Source organism: Streptomyces sp. NPDC044044, assembly GCF_056434405.1.
In genome coordinates, this window is record NZ_JBWKFG010000012.1 from 249,566 (window position 1) to 267,071 (window position 17,506).

General features: G+C 72.8%; 18 protein-coding genes. 10 read left to right on the forward strand and 8 right to left on the reverse strand.

The genetic code is table 11. The features are described from left to right. Positions 1-71 precede the first annotated feature (71 nt). Positions 72-611: a DUF6214 family protein gene (locus tag AC07AG_RS38505; RefSeq protein WP_478761365.1), complete on the forward strand. Its 540-nt coding sequence runs from the start codon at positions 72-74 to the stop codon at positions 609-611. Positions 612-654: 43 nt separating this feature from the next. Here AC07AG_RS38505 and AC07AG_RS38510 read toward each other — a convergent pair whose 3' ends face one another. Continuing rightward, positions 655-1,584 carry a LysR family transcriptional regulator gene (locus AC07AG_RS38510; protein WP_478761367.1) on the reverse strand — a complete coding sequence of 310 codons (930 nt, stop codon included), beginning with the start codon at positions 1,582-1,584 and terminating at the stop codon, positions 655-657. 141 nt (positions 1,585-1,725) lie between these two features. On the opposite strand from AC07AG_RS38510, the gene AC07AG_RS38515 reads away from it, so the two are divergent. Then, the gene (locus AC07AG_RS38515) at positions 1,726-2,976 is read left to right on the forward strand and encodes an MFS transporter (protein ID WP_478761368.1); all 1,251 of its coding nucleotides are present in this window, start codon (positions 1,726-1,728) and stop codon (positions 2,974-2,976) included. An 83-nt stretch (positions 2,977-3,059) separates the two neighbouring features. Here AC07AG_RS38515 and AC07AG_RS38520 read toward each other — a convergent pair whose 3' ends face one another. After that, positions 3,060-3,713, reverse strand: a complete 654-nt coding sequence (locus AC07AG_RS38520) for a DUF305 domain-containing protein (RefSeq protein ID WP_478761369.1) — start codon at positions 3,711-3,713, stop codon at positions 3,060-3,062. Between the two features lie 177 nt (positions 3,714-3,890). Here AC07AG_RS38520 and AC07AG_RS38525 point away from each other — a divergent pair, with 177 nt between their 5' ends. Beyond that, the gene (locus tag AC07AG_RS38525; protein WP_478761371.1) at positions 3,891-5,393 is read left to right on the forward strand and encodes an LVIVD repeat-containing protein; all 1,503 of its coding nucleotides are present in this window, start codon (positions 3,891-3,893) and stop codon (positions 5,391-5,393) included. Here the strand turns inward: AC07AG_RS38525 and AC07AG_RS38530 are convergent. Beyond that, positions 5,381-6,061 (reverse strand): TetR/AcrR family transcriptional regulator, encoded by a 681-nt coding sequence (locus tag AC07AG_RS38530; protein WP_478761373.1) that lies wholly within the window; start codon positions 6,059-6,061, stop codon positions 5,381-5,383. The two genes, AC07AG_RS38525 and AC07AG_RS38530, sit on opposite strands and share 13 nt — an antisense overlap. Positions 6,062-6,253: 192 nt before the next feature. Between AC07AG_RS38530 and AC07AG_RS38535 the strand changes: the two genes are divergently transcribed. Both AC07AG_RS38535 and AC07AG_RS38540 read left to right on the forward strand, forming a co-directional pair. Beyond that, entirely contained in the window at positions 6,254-6,499 is a 246-nt protein-coding gene (locus AC07AG_RS38535) for a DUF2630 family protein (RefSeq protein ID WP_249591440.1), read from the forward strand. A gap of 48 nt (positions 6,500-6,547) precedes the next feature. Further along, positions 6,548-6,970, forward strand: coding sequence for a (4Fe-4S)-binding protein (locus AC07AG_RS38540; RefSeq protein WP_478761374.1), 423 nt, complete (start codon positions 6,548-6,550; stop codon positions 6,968-6,970). 4 nt (positions 6,971-6,974) lie between these two features. Here the strand turns inward: AC07AG_RS38540 and AC07AG_RS38545 are convergent, their stop codons facing one another. The 4 genes from AC07AG_RS38545 to AC07AG_RS38560 form a co-directional block, all read right to left on the reverse strand. After that, the gene (locus tag AC07AG_RS38545; protein ID WP_478761376.1) at positions 6,975-7,676 is read right to left on the reverse strand and encodes an HAD family hydrolase; all 702 of its coding nucleotides are present in this window, start codon (positions 7,674-7,676) and stop codon (positions 6,975-6,977) included. A 198-nt stretch (positions 7,677-7,874) separates the two neighbouring features. After that, the gene (locus AC07AG_RS38550; RefSeq protein WP_478761378.1) at positions 7,875-8,573 is read right to left on the reverse strand and encodes a phosphatase PAP2 family protein; all 699 of its coding nucleotides are present in this window, start codon (positions 8,571-8,573) and stop codon (positions 7,875-7,877) included. A 113-nt stretch (positions 8,574-8,686) separates the two neighbouring features. Continuing rightward, on the reverse strand, positions 8,687-9,622 hold the full coding sequence (locus AC07AG_RS38555) for a M56 family metallopeptidase (protein ID WP_361048137.1): 936 nt from the start codon (positions 9,620-9,622) through the stop codon (positions 8,687-8,689). A 155-nt stretch (positions 9,623-9,777) separates the two neighbouring features. Continuing rightward, positions 9,778-10,341 carry a DUF5134 domain-containing protein gene (locus tag AC07AG_RS38560; RefSeq protein WP_478761380.1) on the reverse strand — a complete coding sequence of 188 codons (564 nt, stop codon included), beginning with the start codon at positions 10,339-10,341 and terminating at the stop codon, positions 9,778-9,780. 157 nt (positions 10,342-10,498) lie between these two features. Between AC07AG_RS38560 and AC07AG_RS38565 the strand changes: the two genes are divergently transcribed. Next, positions 10,499-12,223 carry an FUSC family protein gene (locus AC07AG_RS38565; RefSeq protein ID WP_478761382.1) on the forward strand — a complete coding sequence of 575 codons (1,725 nt, stop codon included), beginning with the start codon at positions 10,499-10,501 and terminating at the stop codon, positions 12,221-12,223. Between the two features lie 37 nt (positions 12,224-12,260). Continuing rightward, complete coding sequence (locus AC07AG_RS38570; protein ID WP_478761384.1) at positions 12,261-12,926, forward strand: MarR family winged helix-turn-helix transcriptional regulator; 666 nt, start codon at positions 12,261-12,263, stop codon at positions 12,924-12,926. Positions 12,927-12,944: 18 nt separating this feature from the next. Here AC07AG_RS38570 and AC07AG_RS38575 read toward each other — a convergent pair whose 3' ends face one another. Continuing rightward, positions 12,945-13,721 (reverse strand): FadR/GntR family transcriptional regulator, encoded by a 777-nt coding sequence (locus tag AC07AG_RS38575; protein ID WP_478761385.1) that lies wholly within the window; start codon positions 13,719-13,721, stop codon positions 12,945-12,947. Positions 13,722-13,878: 157 nt separating this feature from the next. Here AC07AG_RS38575 and AC07AG_RS38580 point away from each other — a divergent pair, with 157 nt between their 5' ends. From AC07AG_RS38580 to AC07AG_RS38590, 3 genes are all read left to right on the forward strand, one after another. Next, positions 13,879-15,141, forward strand: coding sequence for a M20 family metallopeptidase (locus AC07AG_RS38580; protein WP_478761387.1), 1,263 nt, complete (start codon positions 13,879-13,881; stop codon positions 15,139-15,141). Then, positions 15,138-16,589 (forward strand): aldehyde dehydrogenase family protein, encoded by a 1,452-nt coding sequence (locus AC07AG_RS38585; RefSeq protein WP_478761389.1) that lies wholly within the window; start codon positions 15,138-15,140, stop codon positions 16,587-16,589. The genes AC07AG_RS38580 and AC07AG_RS38585 overlap by 4 nt, the downstream gene beginning before the upstream one ends. A gap of 81 nt (positions 16,590-16,670) precedes the next feature. Beyond that, positions 16,671-17,471 (forward strand): SDR family NAD(P)-dependent oxidoreductase, encoded by an 801-nt coding sequence (locus AC07AG_RS38590; RefSeq protein WP_478761391.1) that lies wholly within the window; start codon positions 16,671-16,673, stop codon positions 17,469-17,471. Positions 17,472-17,506 lie beyond the last annotated feature (35 nt).

Below are 17,506 nucleotides of genomic sequence, written 5' to 3' on the forward strand. Positions count from 1 at the left end.
CCAGGGCTGACCGCCGCGCGGCCCTGCGTGCCGTTCGTGACCTAATGCGATCGCACGGCTACCTTTTGATTGTGCTTGAGAGCCTCTTTCTTGGCGTTTCTGATCACTATCGACCGAATCCTGCCTGCTCGACGGGCTCGCCCTCATTCCATGTACGGCTGACCTTCGGTGACGGAGCCGCCGTCGACGCGCGGGCGGTGGTGTCGGAAGGGCGGATCACCCTGGAGGGCCTGCACGCCCGGCCGCCGCATGCGCATCCGGCCGACGACTTCCCGGCCCCGTCCGGTCACGACTTCTCCGTCCTGTCCGGTCACGACGTGGCCGCGCAGCCCCGCTGCGAACCGGATCCCCGTCCGCAGTCCCATCCCCATCCGCACGTGCTCGCGCCCGCCCAGGACCAGCCCGCCGTGCAGCGCGCCCGCCCGTCGTGGCCGCGCGGGCGCGAGGGGCGGCTGATGGTGGCCCAGGAGTACCGCGCGGCGCAGGCCGACGGGCGGGATCCCGTGCTCGCCGTGATGTACGCGACCGGCCGCAGCCGCCGCAGGTCCCTCAAGCTCATCGCCTCCGCGCGGGACGCCGGCACCCTGCCCCCACGCCACAACCGGCGCTAGCCCGCGCCCGGTGCGGCCGACGCGGCGCTGATCACCGGGCCGATCACCGCGCCCACCTCGGCGTCCACGTATCGGCGTCGCGGCTGTCGGGCCGGGTGGCGGCGAGGTGGTCGCGGAGCGTGGTGAGCGCGGGGTGCGGGTTGTCGCCGCGCCAGATCAGCGAGTGCGGGTAGACCGGCATCGGGCCGTGCACCGCGACGCGCCGCAGGTCGTGGTCGGCGGGCCAGACGAGGCGGGTCCGCTCGCCGACGAACGTCGCGATGACCGAGGATCCCGCGAGCGTGTCCAGGAGCGGCTCGGTGCCGAAATCGGGCCCTGTCACCTCGATGGTGAGCCCGAACGCGGCGGCGAGATCTTCGTAGTACGCGGCCCATTCCGTACCGGCGACGATTCCGGGCATCCAGATCCTGTGCCCGGCGAGCCGGGCGGGCGTCACCGCGTGCTCGGCCGCGAACGCGTGGTCGGGCCCGGTGAGCAGCTGCACCGGCTCGTCGTACACCCGGGCCGCCTCGATGCCGTCGGGCAGCTCCCGCGCGGGCCGGGTGAGGGCGCGGAAGGCCGCGTCGATCGTGCCCGACCGGACGGCGGCGAGTGCCGTGTCGGCGTCGAAGAGCGTCACGACGTCGAGTGCGGTGCCCGGATGCGCCCGGCGGAAGCCGCTCAGGAGCCCCGCGGGCGCGAGCCGCCGGCCGATCACGTCGACCCGCAGCGCCCGGCGGCCCGGCCGCACGGAGTCCGCCGCCCGCTGCTCGGCCCGCAGGAGATCACGGGCAGGGGCCAGGAACGCCTGCCCGTCGATGGTGAGCCGGGCCCCGCGCGCGGTCCGCGTGAACAACCGCACGCCGAGGTCCTTCTCCAGGGCGGCGACGCGCTTGGACACGGCCTGCTGGGTCACCGCGAGCGCGGAGGCCGCCCCCTGGAATTGACCGGCGTCCGCGACGGCGACGAAGGTGCGCACGGCGTGAAGGTCCACGCCGGACATCCTATGAGCCACAACCAGCGGTTGTGGCCGCCCACGCGATGCGGTTGTTTGACCTGCGGACCCGCCGCCGGATTGGATGCCGCAGGTCAAGGTGAGGTGGTTCGAGCGCGACGGCGAGGGGTGGCACCGGGCATGGGAGCCAGGAGGTCCCTCGGGCGGCGGTTCGGATGGCTGTGGGCGGCCTACGCGGTCAGCGCGTTCGGCACACGGCTCGCGTTCGACGCGTTCCCCCTGATCGCGATCCTCGCCCTGGACGCGGGGCCGACGCAGGTGTCGGTCCTGGCGGCCGCGGGGTTCGCGGTCGGCGCGGTGGTGGCGGTGCCGCTCGGTCCGTGGGTGGAGTTCCGCCGCAAGCGGGCGGTGATGATCACGATGGATGTGGTCCGGTGCGCGGCGCTGCTCAGCATCCCCGCCGCATACGCCTTCGGCCTGCTGGGCTTCGGCCAGCTCCTGCTCGTGGCGGTCGTCGTCGGCGCGGCCGACATCGCCTTCACCGCGGCGAGCGGCGCTTGCCTCAAGGCGCTCGTGCGGCCGCAGGACCTGCTCGTCGCGAACGGCCGCCTCGAATCGACGAGTTGGACCGCCCTGGTGCTCGGGCCGCCGCTGGGCGGCGCCGCGATCGGGCTCTTCGGCCCGGTGATGACCGTGGTGGCCGACGCGGTCAGCTTCCTGCTCTCGGCCCTGGGCATCCGCGCGATCGGCGGCAAGGAGCCGCACCCCGAGCGCACCGAGCCGCAAGCCCGGTTCCGGGCGGGCGATCTGCTCGACGGCTGGCGCTACATCCTGGCGGGCCCGGCGCTGCGCCCGCTGTTCTTCAACACGGTGCTGAACAACGGCCTGATCATGGCGACATCGCCCCTGCTGATCGTCCTGATGGTCGGCGAACTCGGCTTCGCGCCCTGGCAGTACGGCCTGGCCTTCGCCGCGCCCTGCGTGGGCGGCCTGCTCGGCTCGCGGCTCGCACGGCCGCTCGTCGAGCGGTTCGGGCGCCACCGGGTCCTGCGCACCGCCGGAACGCTGCGGGCGTGCTGGCTGATCGGCCTTGCCTTCATCGGCCCCGGCGCCGCCGGGCTCGTCCTCGTCATCGTCGTCGAGTTCGGCCTGATCACCTGCTCGGGGGTGTTCAACCCGGTGTTCGCCACCTACCGGCTCGACCACACCCCCGCTGACCGTGTCGCCCGCACCCTGTCCGCGTGGTCGGTCACCAGCAAGCTCAGCATCGCGGCCCTGACCGGTCTCTGGGGCCTGCTGGCCGCCGCGACCGGTCCGCGCACCGCGGTCGGGATCGCCGGGATCCTCATCCTGGCCACCCCGCTGCTGCTGCCGCGACGCGACCACGCGCCGCACGACGAACGGGAAGCCGCCGCCCGAAGCCACACCTGACGTCACCTGAAGTCACCTGACGCCCCGCGCCCGACGGCCTTCCCGGCGGCTCTACTCCGCCGATGGCCCTCCCGACGGGCACCTCACATCTTGCGCATCCGGCCGATCTCCGCCGTCTGCTGTGCGATCACGTCGTTGGCCATCTCCTCGACCTGGATGTTGTTGCCGTCGGTGAGCGCTTCCGTGGCCATCGTGATCGCGCCGTTGTGGTGCGTGATCATCAGCTTCAGGAAGAGCTCGTCGAATGTCTTGCCCTCCGCGGCGCGCAACTGCTTCAGCTGGCCCTCCGTGGCCATGCCGGGCATCGTCCCGTGGTCGTGCCCCTGCTGCTTCTTCGCGCCGCCGTGGCTCTTCAACCAGCCCTTCATGGCGCCTATTTCCGGGCGCTGCGCAGCCGCGATGCGGTCGGCCAGGCGCTTGACCTTCGTGGACTCGGCGCGCTTCGGGGCGAGTTCGGTCATCGTCAGGGCCTGGCCGTGGTGCGTGATCATCATCTGCGTGTAGGTGAAGTCGGCCGAGTTGGGGCTGTCGTCGTCGGTTCTCTTCTTGGCCGCGTCCTCGGCGGACATCGTCGCGGCCGTCTCGCCCGGTTTGCCCGGAGCGATCACGGAGGGTCCTGGCGCGGCCTTCCCGGCCGTTTCCGAGCCGGCGTCGGAACCACCTGAATCGCAGGCGCCGAGCGCCAGAACGGCGGCCGTGAGGAACACGGTGACGGCGGGCGTACGACGGTTGAGCACGGCTGCCTCCTGTGGCGCGCGGGGGAGTTGGTGACCGTCCTAGCACGCTTGCGCGCGTGGATGATCAAAAACTTTCATTACAGATGCGTTGCCATCTGTTGATCTGTGCATGCTGAGCACGATACTGCGGGGTGTCCGTGAACCGTTCAACTATGAACGGCGACTAGGGAGGACGCAGTGACCCTGTTGAACAACCCCCGAACACGGCGCAGACGCTTCGGCGTCGGCGCGGCCGCGCTCGGTCTGATTGCCGCGCTGTTCAGCGCGGCGCCCGCCGGTGCGACGCCCGACCCGGGTGACTCGCCCGCCGCGCCCAAGAGCGTGTCGAAGAGTGACGCCGCCGACGCGAAGGCGGCGATCAAGAGCGGCAAGATACCGGCGCCCGACGAGATCGTGCACTCGGACAACATCAAACATCTCGCCAACATCCCCAAGGACGCGCTGCCGGGTCTCAACACCGACCTCGCCTTCCAGGGGAAGTACGCCTTCGCGGGCAATTACGACGGCTTCCGCATCTACGACATCAGCAACCCGAAGAAGCCGCGGACCGTCTCCCAGGTCCTGTGCCCCGGCTCGCAGAACGACATCTCCGTCTCCGGGAACCTGCTCTTCCTCTCCACCGACTCCTCGCGCAACGACAACTCCTGCAGCAGCACCACGCAGCCCGCGACCGAGAAGTCCTCGTGGGAGGGCATGAAGGTCTTCGACATCAGCGACAAGGCCAACCCGAAGTACGTCTCCGCCGTCGAGACCGCCTGCGGCTCGCACACGCACACCCTGGTGCCGGAGAAGAAGAACGTCTACGTGTACGTCTCCTCGTACTCCCCGAGCGCGACGTTCCCGGACTGCCAGCCGCCGCACGACGGCATCTCCGTCATCAAGGTGCCCCGCAAGGCCCCGCAGAAGGCGGCGGTCGTCGACTTCCCCGTGCTCTTCCCGGGTGAAGGCCCCGACGGCGGCGGCAACCCGGGCGGGCCCACCAACCCGGGCGTCTCCAAGACCACCGGCTGCCACGACATCACCGTGCTGCCCTCCAAGGACCTCGCGGCGGGCGCCTGCATGGGCGACGGCATCCTGTTCTCCATCAAGGACCCGGAGAACCCGAAGGTCATCGACCGCGTCCAGGACAACAAGAACTTCGCGTTCTGGCACTCGGCGACCTTCAACCAGAAGGCCGACAAGGTCGTCTTCACCGACGAGTTGGGCGGCGGTGGCGGCGCCACCTGCGACGAGGCGACCGGTCCTGACCGTGGTGCCAACGGCATCTACGACGTCACCGGCAAGGGCAACCACCGCAAGCTCGTCTTCAAGAGCTACTACAAGATCCCGCGCCACCAGGCCGCGACCGAGAACTGCGTGGCCCACAACGGCTCGCTGATCCCGGTCAAGGGCAAGGACCTGATGGTCCAGGCGTGGTACCAAGGCGGCGTCTCCGTCTGGGACTTCACGAACTCCTCGAAGCCGAAGGAGATCGGCTACTTCGAGCGCGGTCCGCTCACCACCGACGCGATCAAGATCGGCGGCTCCTGGTCGGCGTACTACTACAACGGCTACGTCTACTCGAACGACATCGAGAAGGGCCTCGACGTCCTGAAGATCGACGACAAGCGGACGGATCCCGCCGAGCGGGTCCGCGTCCGTGAGCTCAACGTCCAGACCCAGCCGGACTACTTCGACTGAGTCGGCCGCCGAGCGGACCGCGTCTCCTGCGCGGCCTGGTCGTCCACTCGCGCATGCGTCCCGTCGGGCGGTTCGTCGCCCGGCGGGACGCCGCGTTCCCACGCGAGCCCGTACCGCTGGAACAGCTCGGCCCGCAGCGCGCCCTCGGGCATCGGCGCCCCCGGGAGCAGCACCGCGAAGACCGCGCCCATCAGCAGCGCGCGCAGCAGCGGATAGTCGGTGTCCACGTCGGGCGACCCATGGCGTACGACGGTGTCGCGGAGCAGTTCGGCGAGGTGCTGCTGCTCCGGGCAGCGCACGAACCCGTCCGCCTGGAGGATCCCCGCCATGTGCGTGCGCATGAGGAGCGGCTGATCACGGGCCAGACCGAGGATCGCGTCGATGGCACGGGCCAGGAGTTCGTCCCCGTCCGTCGTCCGCGGCTCCCGTTCCAGGGCCTCCTGGAGCGTGCGGTGCATCAGGCGGTGCACCGCCGACTGCAGAAGCTGGCGCTTGCCGGGGAAGTAGTACGACACCAGACCGCGGGCCGAGCCCGCGCGGTCCGCGATGTCGCCGAGTGTCGTCGCCTCATAGCCGCGCTCGCTCACCAGCTCGACCGTGGCCTGCAGGAGCCGTTCCCTGGAACGCCTTCGCAACTCTTCATTGACCGATGCGCTACGCGGGGACATCCTGTAACTCCTGCGTTGACTGGCTTCGAGCCAGTATACTCAGCGTGTCTCGGACCAAGAGCCCCAGTGGGTCCCTCATGGTCCGGTGTGGCCTGGGGCAGGCAACACCGCGGGGGAGTGTTGCCTGCTCACAGGTGCCGATCGGCCGAACCGTCCTTACAGTGGGCCGGGGGGCCGAGGAGGCGTACTGAGATGGATCAAGAGCAGATTCTGTCCCGGATCTCGTCGATGGTCGACGACGAGCGGACGTTGCGGGACTCCCTGGCATCGGGAGCCATCGACGAGGCGACGGAGCGCGCGAGGCTCGGCGCGCTCGAACGTGAACTTGACCGGTGCTGGGATCTGCTGCGCCAGCGGCGCGCGAAGGCGGAGTTCGGCGAGAACCCGGACGAGGCGCGGGTGCGGCCCGCCGCCGAGGTCGAGGGCTACCGCTCATGAACAGCCCCGCACCGTAGTCGTCAGCCGAACCGCAGGCCGAGGAGCCGTATGGGCGCCGAGCGGGGCAAGCCGTACCGAGGGCAGCGCATCACCGTCACCTTCGACGCGCGGCGGTGTCTGCACGCCGCTGAGTGCGTACGCGGGCTGCCCCAGGTCTTCGACACCGGGCGCCGCCCCTGGATCTCCCCCGACGCGGCCCCCGCGGACGAGGTCGCCGATGTGGTGCGCCGCTGTCCGTCCGGGGCGCTGCAGTACGAGGGTGCCGACGGGACGACGGAGCGGCCGACCGGCCCCACCACCGTCGAGCGCACGGCCGGCGGCACGCTCGTGCTCCGCGGCGATCTGCGGATCGCGGCGACGGGCGGCCCCGAGGTGCGGGAGACGCGCGTGATGCTGTGCGGCTGCGGGGCGAGCGGGAACCAGCCGTACTGCGATCACTCGGGCCCCTGTGGAACGTCCGGCGAGGCCTGACGCCTCAGCCCCGGTCGACGAGGCCGAGGACGGGGCGCAGCCCGTCCGGCCGCAGGTCCACGGGCAGCGGGTCCACGAAGTGCACGGCGCAGCCGAGCGCGGCGGCGCCGGCGTCCGCGTGCCGGTCGTCGCCGACCATCAGCGCGTCCGCCGGATCGACGCCGAGCTCCTCGCAGGCGTGCGCGAACAGGCGCGGGTCCGGCTTCTGGATCTCGTGCTCGTACGACAGGGCGTACGCGTCGACGTACCCGTCCAGGCCGTGGGCGCGGAAGACGGGGCGCAGGTCCCAGCCGATGTTGCTGACCACCGCGACGCGGACGCCCCGCTCGCGCAGCGCGGTGAGCACCTCGGCCGCATCGGCGTAGGGGCGCCAGGCCTCCGGCCGCATGTGGCGGTCGTACAGGGCCTCGTGCAGCCGCGGATCGGGCAGCGGGACCACGCGCGACATGGCCGTGAACGCCGCGCGGTGCTCCGCGGCGCTGCGGTCGCGCCTGCCCCAGAGCTCGGCGAGCCGGTCGGGCACGACGGCGGGACGCGCCCCGCCCGGCAGCGCCCCCGCTCGCTCCAGATCGGCGGCCAGCCGCTCCGACTCGGCCGCGGGGAGCGGAACCCGGGCCTCCTGGAGCACCGCGCGCAGCCAGGACCCGGCGGACTCGATGCGGAAGAGGGTCCCGGAGAAGTCGAAGAGCGCGCCCTTGATCGTCATGGCAAGGATCCTCCGGGACGGCCTGAGAAAGGGTCAAGTGCGCCCGGCCGCAGGTGCGTTGTGAGTCCCTGCGCGATGTCTCGTCGGTGCGCGCTGTTCTCGGGCCGGTCGGTTCTGGCGGCGCGGGCGCCCGGCCGGTGCGGCGTGGGCGGCGGCAGTGGCGGTGGTGGGGCGTGTGCTGCCTGGGTGTGTGTTTCGCTACGTGGATTCTCGTGTGCGGGTGCCCGGTCGGTGCGCGTACGTCGCGATCGCGAGGGCCACCATCAGCGCGCCCAGGAGCCAGCCGCCCACGACGTCCGACGGCCAGTGCACGCCGTTCCAGATCCGGGTCACGCCGACCCCGGCCACGGAGACCACGGCGAGCGTCACCCCCGTGCGCCACACGGCGGGCCCGGCGCCGTACATGCGCAGCAGCCACAGGAGCAGCCCGCAGACGACCGTCGCCGTCATGGCGTGCCCCGAGGGGAAGGCCGCGAAGTGCGCGGAGTCCACCGGGTCCGGCCACCTCGGGCGCGGCTTGTCGACCGCGGCCTTGAGGCCCTGCTGCACCAGGGTGCCCACCGCGCAGGTGGCGGCGATCCACAGCGCCAGCCAGTTCGCGCCGCGCAGGGCGAGCCACACCACGGCCACCGCGCACAGCGCGCGCATCGTCCATGGGTCCCACACCCAGTCGGTCAGGATGCGGCTCGAATGGGTGAGGCCGTCGTGCGCGACGGCCCAGCGGTGCGTGGTGCGCGCGATGTCGCCGTCGATGGTGCCCAGCGGGCCCCACTCCAGCTCCACCAGGAGGATCAGCAGGAGCGAGGGGACGGACAGGAGCGCGGCGACGAGCGCGGCACGGGACTTTCGCGGGCGGGGCGGACTGGGCGGCGAGTCGAGGGGTGCGGCGGAGTGCATGGGGAGATCCTCGCCGACGCGCGGTGCCGGTGGCCATCCCGGGGCGCGCTCCCCTTGCGTGAGCCGGGTGAGCCAGGTGAGCCCCGGCGGCCTCGCTCTCCGGCGCCGGGCCACTAGCCCAGCGCGCGCAGTCCCGGCACGAACGTCACCAGGAGCGGGACCACCGGCACCAGCGCCGCGGCCGCCGTCAGCCGCAGCCGCCGCCCGGCGGTGAGCCGCGGCCGCGCGGACAGCAGCCGGTGCACCCGCTGCGGCACGTGCGCCTGTGGGGTCGGGCAGGGGCCGAACACGCCCCGGTCCTCGTTGAGCTCGATCAGCGCGAGGGCGATCGTCAGGCGCCCGAAGCGCCGCGATGCCACGTCGTCGGCGGCCAGCTCGACCAGGCGGTGCATCTCGCCCCGGAACGCGGCGAAGACCGGCACCTGCGGGAACCCCGTGGCCAGCGCGCCCGAGCAGTGCAGGAGCCAGTCGTGCCGCGCCTGCGCGTGCCCCTGCTCATGGGCGAGCACGGCATCGAGCTGACGGCCCTTCAGGCGGCGCAACGCCGCGGTGGTGATGACCAGTTGGGGCGCCGCACCCGGCAGCCACCAGGCATCGGGGCGCTCGCCCTCCAGGACGACGAGACGGTCGGCGCCGGGCTCCTCGCCGGGCAACAGCGGTGCGCGCAGGAGGAGTTCGCTGCGCCCCTTGCGGCGCCTGGCCCGCGCGCGGGCGATCTCCCGGGTCAGCATCGCGGCGGTCCACACCCCGCCGAGCGCCAGCGCCACGGCGGTCGCGGGCGCCCAGACGCCGCCTGCCCCGAGTGCGTACGCATCGACCACGTCGTGCGGCGCGGGGGCGAAGACATGGCCGCGCACGGCCTGCCACGCGGCGGCGGCGCTCAGGGTCATCGACAGGGCACAGCACATGAGCACACCCGCCACGACGCACTGCCACGCCCACAGCGCGACCACCGGTTCGCGCTCCGGCCAGTCGGCGCGTGCGAGGAGGCGCGGGGCGACGACGGCGGTGAGGGCGCCCAGCAGCAACAGCGCAACGGGGAGCAACATGCGTCAAGACTATGAGGACGGCGCTGCCGGAGGGTATGGCCTATCGCCTCAAGTGACGCACGCCACGGCCGATCGCGGGATATCACCCCTTACGGACCGCACGGCCTCGCGCCTTCCGCGCTCCGGGGCCTCCCGAGAGGGCCTCCCGAGGCGGTCTACAGCGTCAGGAGCATCGCGATCATGGCGATCCCCATGGAAAGACGGCACACCATCGCGAGCTCCGTGCGGTCGGCCCACCCCGTGATCATGCCGCCGCCACCTCCCTCCGCCGCCGCGAGCGTCGGTACGGGCAGGAGGCGCGCCCCTGACCAGAGGACGTATCCGGCGAAGTAGAGCAGCAGTGCTCCGGTGAGCGCCGGTGTGCCCGTGCCGCCGTGGCCCGCGTGGGTGGCGGGGGTCGCCGCCATGGCCACCGCCATGTGGACCATGGCGCAGGCGCCGACCAGATGATGCAGGTGATGCCGGTTGTGCCGGGCCGCCCAGAGCGCGCGGAGAGCCGCCGCGCCGAACACGGCCGCGTACGCGAGCCAGGCCCATCGCGGCGGGGTCAGCACGGCTGCGGGCAGGGCCATCAGCGCCATCCCGAACCCCATGAGCGCCTCGCCGCCGGCCGTCCGGCGCTGTTCCTCGATCCTGCTGCGCATCCGCAGCAGACAGTAGGACCCGGTCGCCGCACACAGCGCGACGAGCAGCCAGCCGGCCTGCACCGGTCCGTGCACCGCGCACCTCCCCGATCGACGGTGTCGTCGGGTCGATGCCCTCGCACGGGGCGTCGTACGCGAGCGCATGGGTGTACGCGGGGAGCGCGGAGGGGAGCGGGCGAGGCCGCGGCGACATGAATCGTTTTCGAGTAAAACACTTGCTAAGGTTCTTGGTATGAGCAGTGCACCCACGACACCTACGAGCAGCGCGCCGGTCAGCAGTACGCCGCCACCCTCGCCCCGCGCCTCCGGCCCCTCCCGTGTCCGCCGGCTCCCGCTCGCCGGTGTGCTGCGTCCGGGCAAGCGCTCCGACATCTGGTTCAAGCCCGCGTCCAGCGTCGTCGTCGCCACCGCGATACCGAATCTGACGCTCCTCGCGATCGGCCGCCTCGACCTCGTCATGTACACGATGGCCGGATCGTTCTGCGCGCTCTACACCCACAACCTCCCCTACGCCGCGCGGGCCCGCGCCCTCGCCGGTGTCGTCGTCGGCATGCTGGCCAGCGTCGGGATCGCCATGGTCGCCTCCTCGCTCACCACGTCGGCGGTGGTGCTCGTGGCGGTCGGTGCGCTGCTCGCCGCCGCGCAGAAGACGCTCTGCGACGCGACCCGCATCGGCCCGCCCGGCCACCTCATCTTCACGTTCATCAGCTCCGCCACGCTGTTCGCGCCGCAGGCCATCGGGCAGGTCCCCGGCCACCTGGCCCTGACGCTCGGCGCGGGCGCCGTGGCCTGGCTCGTCGGCATGGCCCCGGCCCTGATCCGGCCCCACGGCCCCGAGCGCAGGGCCACCGCGCGGGCCCTGCGCGCGGCGGCCGCCTACGCCGAGGCCTCGGGCCCCGGCCGTGAGCGCGCCAGGCCGGGGGCGGCCGCAGCCGTACACGCGGCCTGGCAGGCACTGCTCGCCACCGGCGCCCGCACGGCGGCCCGCCGCGCCCTGGAGCGCCTGGTGATCCGCGCCGAGGAGGCCCTGGCGGCACCCGCGGCTGCGGACCCCGCCCAGCTGCGCGACTGGGCGGCGGGCCTGCGCGGCACGGGCGCGGTGCCACGCCCCGGCGGCGTACGGCCCGAGGCGGACGACGAACTCCTGGGTGTGGAAGCCGAGCTGGCGGCGGGTTCGGCCGCGGGCTCCCTGTGGCGGCGCCTCGGCCCCGGATCGCCGCTGCCGCCCATCGCGCTGCGCACGGCGGTCGGCTGCGCCCTCGCGGGGTACGCGTCGCTGGCGCTCGGCGTCGGCCGCCCCTACTGGGCGCTCGTCACGGCGGCCTCGCTCTACCAGGCCAACGTCACGCTCACCTGGAACAGGGGAGTGCAGCGCGTGGTCGGCAACCTCGTCGGGGTGCTCGCCTTCGCCGCGATCGTCCCGCTGGCCCACCTGAGCCAGGCCGCGTTGATCGTCTGCTGCCTGGCCCTCGCCTTCGGAGCGGAGGCGCTGATGGCCCGCAACTACTGGATGGGCAGCGTGTGCGTCACGCCGATGGCGCTCCTGGTCACGGAGTTCGCGCGGTTCCAGCAGCCCGGAGAGCTGATCCTCGACCGGGTCGTGGACACGTTCGTGGGGGCACTGCTCGGCATCGTCGCAGCGATCGCCGTCACCAACCGGCGCGCCGCCGACCACATCGAGCTGGCCATCGACGCCACCGACCGGGCCCGCGCCCGCGCCGAGCAGGCCCTGGCGGCCCCGCTCGCCGACCCCGACGCCCTGCGCCCGGCGCGCCGCGGTCTGACGGCCGCCCTGGTCGACCTGCGCACCGCCCATGACGCGGCGGCGGGCGAATGGTGGCAGCGCGCCCTGCCGGAACAGCGGGTGATGGTCGCCGAGCAGGCCGGACACCGTACGCTCGCGGCGACGGTACGCGGCACGGAGCACGGCGAGCGCGGCGAACGCGTACGGGTGTGACGAGCCGGGCGAGGCGCAAGGGCGAGGACAGGGGCGCATGAGGAACGGGAGCGAACGGGACACGGCGGCGGACGTCGCGGCCCGTGCGGGAGACGGCGGCGCGGGCGGTGTACGCGGTGCGAGCGGCGCGGGCGGCCCCGCGAGCAGCGCTGCGGGCGCGGCGGGCGCGGCGGGCAGTGCCCCGGGCGTACCCCGTGACACCGTCGCGGCCGTCGTACGGCAGTGGCAGGCGGTGCGGCCGGACATCGACACCGGCCCCATGGAGGTCATCGGCCGCATCAATCGCTGCGCGGCCCTCCTGCAGCAGGCCGAGGACGCCCCGCTGCGCCGCGTCGGCCTGACCCGCCCCGAGTTCGACCTCCTCGGCGCGCTGCGCCGCACCGGCCACGAGCTGACCCCCGGCGAACTGGCCCGCGAGACCTTCTCGTCCGGCGCCGCCGTCACCAAGCGCCTCAAGCAGCTCCAGGAGCGCGACCTGGTCGACCGGCGCGCCGACACCCGTGACCGTCGTGTCTCGCATGTCGGTCTGACCGCCACGGGCCGCGATCTGGTCGACTCGATCCTGCCCGACCAACTGGCCTACGAGACCGTGGTCCTCGCGGGGCTCGACGAGCGCGGCCAGGGGCAACTCAGTGATCTGCTGGGCGAGTTGCTGGCGCAGCTGGAGGGGCGGCTCGGGCTCACGCCCGGCTTCCGGGGCTGAGGGGAACTCCCCGCCCGCTCAGTGGTCCTCGACGGAAGCCGCCAGCAACTCCCTCGTCTCCGGCTCGACATGCTCCGCGTAGTACTCGTGCAGCGCGGTGCGGCCCAGGCGGGCCGCGCGGGGGCCGTCGCCCGCGGTGATCGCCGCCAGGACCTCGCGGTGATGGGCTATGGAGCGCTCCATCCAGGCCGTCGTGTCCGTGACGCCCGCGATCTTCTTCTCGATCACCTCGACCACCGCCTCGTGCACGGCGCGTGCGCACAGGCCGAGGAGGGAGTTGCCGCTCGCCTCGGCGATCGCGCGGTGGAAGAGCGCGTCCGCCTCGCTGAACGCGTGCAGGGACGCCGGACCGCCGCCGCTGAGGGATTCCATCCGGGTGATCTGCTCGCGCATCCGGGCGAGGTCGTCCGCGCCGTGCAGGCGAGCCGCGAGGCGGTTGCTCTCGGCGTCCAACACCATGCGGAACTGCACCAGTTCACCGAGCGTGGACACGCTGGAGCGGGTGAGGCGGCCCAGGGCCTGACTGAGGTTGTCGGGCGAGACGCCGAGGACCTCGGCGCCCAGCGGATCGCCGGGCCGGGAGCGGATCAGGCCCGCCGACTGCAGGACGCGCAGCGCCTCGCGGACCGTGGAGCGGCCCACGCCGAAGCGGTTGACCAGCTCGCGCTCGGCGGGCAGGCGGGAGCCCGGCGGCAGATCACCGCTGAGGATGCGCTCCTCGATCTGCTCCGCGACGCGCTGATAGGCGCGGACCGGTGTGACCGGCCGGAACAGGTCGGTGTCGTCGGCGGCCATCGGCCCGCCCCCTCCACGTACGTAGCTGATACGCGACATCGGCGCGGGAAAACCAAGATCTGGTGGTTGACCCGGCCGTGAACGTGGAGGCAGAGTACGGGAACTCAACTGGTCTGACCAGTCGACTGGCCTCGTGGTCGGCCGACTTGGAGGTTCCATGCACACCAGCTCACGGCACACCGGCTCAGGGCACACCGGATCCGCCGCGCCCCTCGCCGACCCGGCCGTCGACTCCGCCGCCGTCGTCGCCTTCACCCAGGATCTGGTCCGGCTGCGTACGGTCAACGCGGCCGGAGCCACCGAGGTCGAGCGGCCCGCCGCCGAACTCGTCGCCCGGCTCTTCACCGAGTTCGGCTGGACCTACGACGTGGTGGAGGTCGCGCCGGGCCGGCCCAACACCGTCGCCGTCATCGAGGGCGGGGGAGGCGACGGGCCGACCCTGATGTTCGAGGGGCACATCGACGTCGTCACGGAGGGCGATCCGGGCGACTGGAGCGTCGATCCCTACGGGGCCGAGATCCGGGACGGCAAGCTGTGGGGCCGAGGCTCCGCCGACATGAAGTCCGGTGTCGCGGCGATGATCTACGGAGTGCGGGCGCTGCAGCTCGCCGGTCCCTTCCCGGGCCGCGTCGTCCTCGGCGTGCTCTGCGACGAGGAAGGGCTGATGCTCGGCGCGAAGGCGTTCGCCGCGACGCCGCTCGCGCGCGAGGTGGACGGGGTGATCGTCTGCGAGCCGGAGGGGTACGAGGTGTGCACATCCGCCCGTGGCGGCATCCGGCTCCGGCTCGATCTCGACGGGGTGATGGCCCACGGCGCCATGCCGCAGGAGGCGAAGAGCCCGATCGTCGCCGGGGCGCGCGTCGTCGAGGCGCTCGGCCGTGCGCAGGACTGGGCCCAGGAGCGGTACGGCACCCACCCGCACGCCGGGAGGGTGACGGTCACGCCCACCGTGCTGCTCGGCGGGGACCCGGACCAGCTCAACGTCATCCCCGCCCACGGGATCGTCGGCATCGACGTACGCACGATCCCCGGCACCGATCACGCCGAACTCATCGAGCGCATCAGGCAGTTCGCGGTCGAGGCAGCCGGGAGCGTGGGGGTGGGCGTCGGGCTCACCGTCGTCGACGACCGGCCCGCCATCGAACTCCCCGAGGACCACCCGGTGGTCACCGCGCTCGTCGAAGGACACCGTCACGTGCACGGTGATCCACCGCCGTTCGGAGCCGTCCCCGGCACCACGGACGGGACCATCCTCACCCGCGACGCCGGTCTGCCGACCGTCGTCTACGGACCCGGCGGGAAGTGGATCGCGCACCAGAAGGACGAGTTCGTCGAGGTGCGCGAGATCGTCGAGTACACACGGGTGTACGCCGCCGCGGCGCGCGCGTTCCTGAACGGCGCCACCGGAGGTGCGCGATGACCCACCCCGGGACGTGCCCCGAAGGGCTGCCCGTCGGGGACGGCTGGGTGACCGCGCCCGCAGGTCGGCCCGTCCGTTTTCCGTACGACGGCACCGAGATCGCCGTGGCGCCCGTCGGTGACCAGGATCTCGCGGAGCGCGCGGTCGAGCACGCCGCGGCGGTGCGGGTGGACGTGGGCAGGCTGGCCGCCGGGGTGCGGCGGCAGGTGCTCGCCGGGGTCGCCGCGTCCCTCGCCGACGCGGCGGCCGAGCTGGTGGACCTGCTCGTCCTGGAGACCGGGAAGCCGCGGGTCGACTGCGGGGTCGAGATGCAACGGGCCGTTGCCACCTGGCAGTCGGCCGCGGACGAGGTGGCCCATCTGCACGGGGAGACCGTGCCGCTGGACCTCCAGCCCTCCGGGGAGGGCCTCTTCGGCTTCTGGACGCGCAAGCCCGTCGGCGTCGTGGTCGGCATCGCGGGCTTCAACTACCCCGTCCTGCTCGCCTCCCACAAGATCGCACCGGCGCTCGCCGCGGGCTGCCCGGTGATCGTCAAGCCCGCCCCCGCGACACCGCTCGCCACCCTGCGGCTCGTCCATCTCGTACGGGAGCAGCTCGTGGCGGCGGGCGCGCCGGCCGGAGCGGTGCAACTTGTCACGGGGGACGCGGAGGTCGGCCGTACGCTCACCACGCACCCGGAGGTCGCCGCGGTCTCCTTCACCGGGTCCGCGGCCGTCGGCCACCACATCGCGCGCGACGCGGCACCCCGCAAGGTGGTCCTCGAACTCGGCTCCAACGCGGCGCTCGTCGTGGCCGCGGACGCCGATCTCGACGCGGCCGCGGACGCGGTGGTGCGCGGCGGGTTCTACGCGTCGGGCCAGGCCTGCATCTCCGTGCAGCGGGTGATCGTCGTGGACGCGGTGGCGGAGGAGTTCGAGAAGCTGCTCGCGCGGCGGCTGCCGGACGTGGTGGTCGGCGACCCCAGGGATCCCGGGACCCGCGTCTCGGCGCTCATCGACGAGACGGCGACGCGGCGGGTGCTCGACTGGGTCGAGCGGGCGCGGGCGGCGGGAGCGCGCCTGGTGGCCGGGGGAGTCCGTGACGCGGACGGCCGGTGCATCGCCCCGACCCTGCTCGCGGAGGTCCCCGACGGCGAACCCGCCTGGGACGAGGAGATCTTCGGCCCGGTCGTCTGCCTGCGCAGGGTGCCGGATCTGGACACCGCGTACGACCTCGTCAACGCGAGCCGTTACGGCCTGCACGCGGCCGTCTACACCCGTGACCTGCGCGCCGCGCTCGGCGCCGTCGACCGCCTGGAGGTCGGTGGTGTCGTGGTGAACGAAGTCCCCGGCTACCGCAGCGACATCGCCCCCTACGGAGGCGTCAAGGACTCGGGCATCGGCCGCGAGGGCCCCAGGTTCGCCATCGAGGAACTGACGGTGACGCGGATGGTCGTCGTACGGCCCTAGGCCTTCGGCAGAGACAGCAGGCACCCGACCGACCCCACCGGCCCCACGGACCTACGGCCCGGCAAGAGAGGCATCACCACCATGGATTACGGCAATCTGTTCCGGCTCGACGGCCGCCGCGTCGCGGTCGTGGGCGGCGCGAGCGGCATCGGCCGCGAGGCCGCACGCGCCCTTGTCGCCCAGGGCGCGCACGTCGTCGTCGCCGACCGGGACACGGAGGGCGCGGCCCGGACGGTGGCGCTGGCGGTGGGGGAGGGTGAGGCGGCGGCCCAGGGCATCGGTACCGCCGAGATCCACGCCCTGGACGTTCTCGACCCCGAAGCGGTCCGTGCCGCGGTCGCCGCATGGGGGCCGCTCGACGGGCTCGTCGTCACCGTCGGGGCCAACGTGCGCAAGCGCATCGCCGACTACAGCCTCGACGAGTTCGACCGCGTCATCGCACTGAACCTGCGCTCCTATCTCACGCTCGTCCAGGCCGTCGCCCCCGGCATGGCCGAGCGGGGCCGCGGGAGCGTGGTCGGGTTCGCCTCGATGCGGGCCTTCCAGGTGGAGCCGGGGCAGGGGCCCTACGCCGCGTCCAAGGCAGGCCTCGTGCAGCTGCTGCGGACCGCCGCCGCAGAATGGGGGCCGCAGGGCGTGCGCTTCAACGCGGTCGCGCCCGGCGTCGTCCGTACTCCGCTCACCGATCAGATCGCCGCCGACCCCGCATGGTTCGATGCCTACGCCCAGGCCTCCGCGCTCAAGCGGTGGGCCCGCGCCGACGAACTCGCGGGCGCCGTCGCCTATCTCGTGTCGGACGCGTCCACGTTCGTCACCGGCACAGTGCTGAGCGTCGACGGCGGCTGGACCGCGGTCGACGGCCGTTACGACCCCTCCGTGTAGCCCCCACTGCTTCTCTCTCCGTTTCCCCCGGCGTG

Excerpts from the sequence above, each read along its gene's own strand:
- AC07AG_RS38515 (WP_478761368.1), top strand. The coding sequence starts at position 1,726 with ATGGGAGCCAGGAGGTCCCTCGGGCGGCGGTTCGGATGGCTGTGGGCG.
- AC07AG_RS38530 (WP_478761373.1), bottom strand. The coding sequence starts at position 6,061 with ATGTCCCCGCGTAGCGCATCGGTCAATGAAGAGTTGCGAAGGCGTTCC.
- AC07AG_RS38535 (WP_249591440.1), top strand. The coding sequence starts at position 6,254 with ATGGATCAAGAGCAGATTCTGTCCCGGATCTCGTCGATGGTCGACGAC.
- AC07AG_RS38540 (WP_478761374.1), top strand. The coding sequence starts at position 6,548 with ATGGGCGCCGAGCGGGGCAAGCCGTACCGAGGGCAGCGCATCACCGTC.
- AC07AG_RS38545 (WP_478761376.1), bottom strand. The coding sequence starts at position 7,676 with ATGACGATCAAGGGCGCGCTCTTCGACTTCTCCGGGACCCTCTTCCGC.
- AC07AG_RS38550 (WP_478761378.1), bottom strand. The coding sequence starts at position 8,573 with ATGCACTCCGCCGCACCCCTCGACTCGCCGCCCAGTCCGCCCCGCCCG.
- AC07AG_RS38555 (WP_361048137.1), bottom strand. The coding sequence starts at position 9,622 with ATGTTGCTCCCCGTTGCGCTGTTGCTGCTGGGCGCCCTCACCGCCGTC.
- AC07AG_RS38565 (WP_478761382.1), top strand. The coding sequence starts at position 10,499 with ATGAGCAGTGCACCCACGACACCTACGAGCAGCGCGCCGGTCAGCAGT.
- AC07AG_RS38570 (WP_478761384.1), top strand. The coding sequence starts at position 12,261 with ATGAGGAACGGGAGCGAACGGGACACGGCGGCGGACGTCGCGGCCCGT.
- AC07AG_RS38575 (WP_478761385.1), bottom strand. The coding sequence starts at position 13,721 with ATGGCCGCCGACGACACCGACCTGTTCCGGCCGGTCACACCGGTCCGC.
- AC07AG_RS38580 (WP_478761387.1), top strand. The coding sequence starts at position 13,879 with ATGCACACCAGCTCACGGCACACCGGCTCAGGGCACACCGGATCCGCC.
- AC07AG_RS38585 (WP_478761389.1), top strand. The coding sequence starts at position 15,138 with ATGACCCACCCCGGGACGTGCCCCGAAGGGCTGCCCGTCGGGGACGGC.
- AC07AG_RS38590 (WP_478761391.1), top strand. The coding sequence starts at position 16,671 with ATGGATTACGGCAATCTGTTCCGGCTCGACGGCCGCCGCGTCGCGGTC.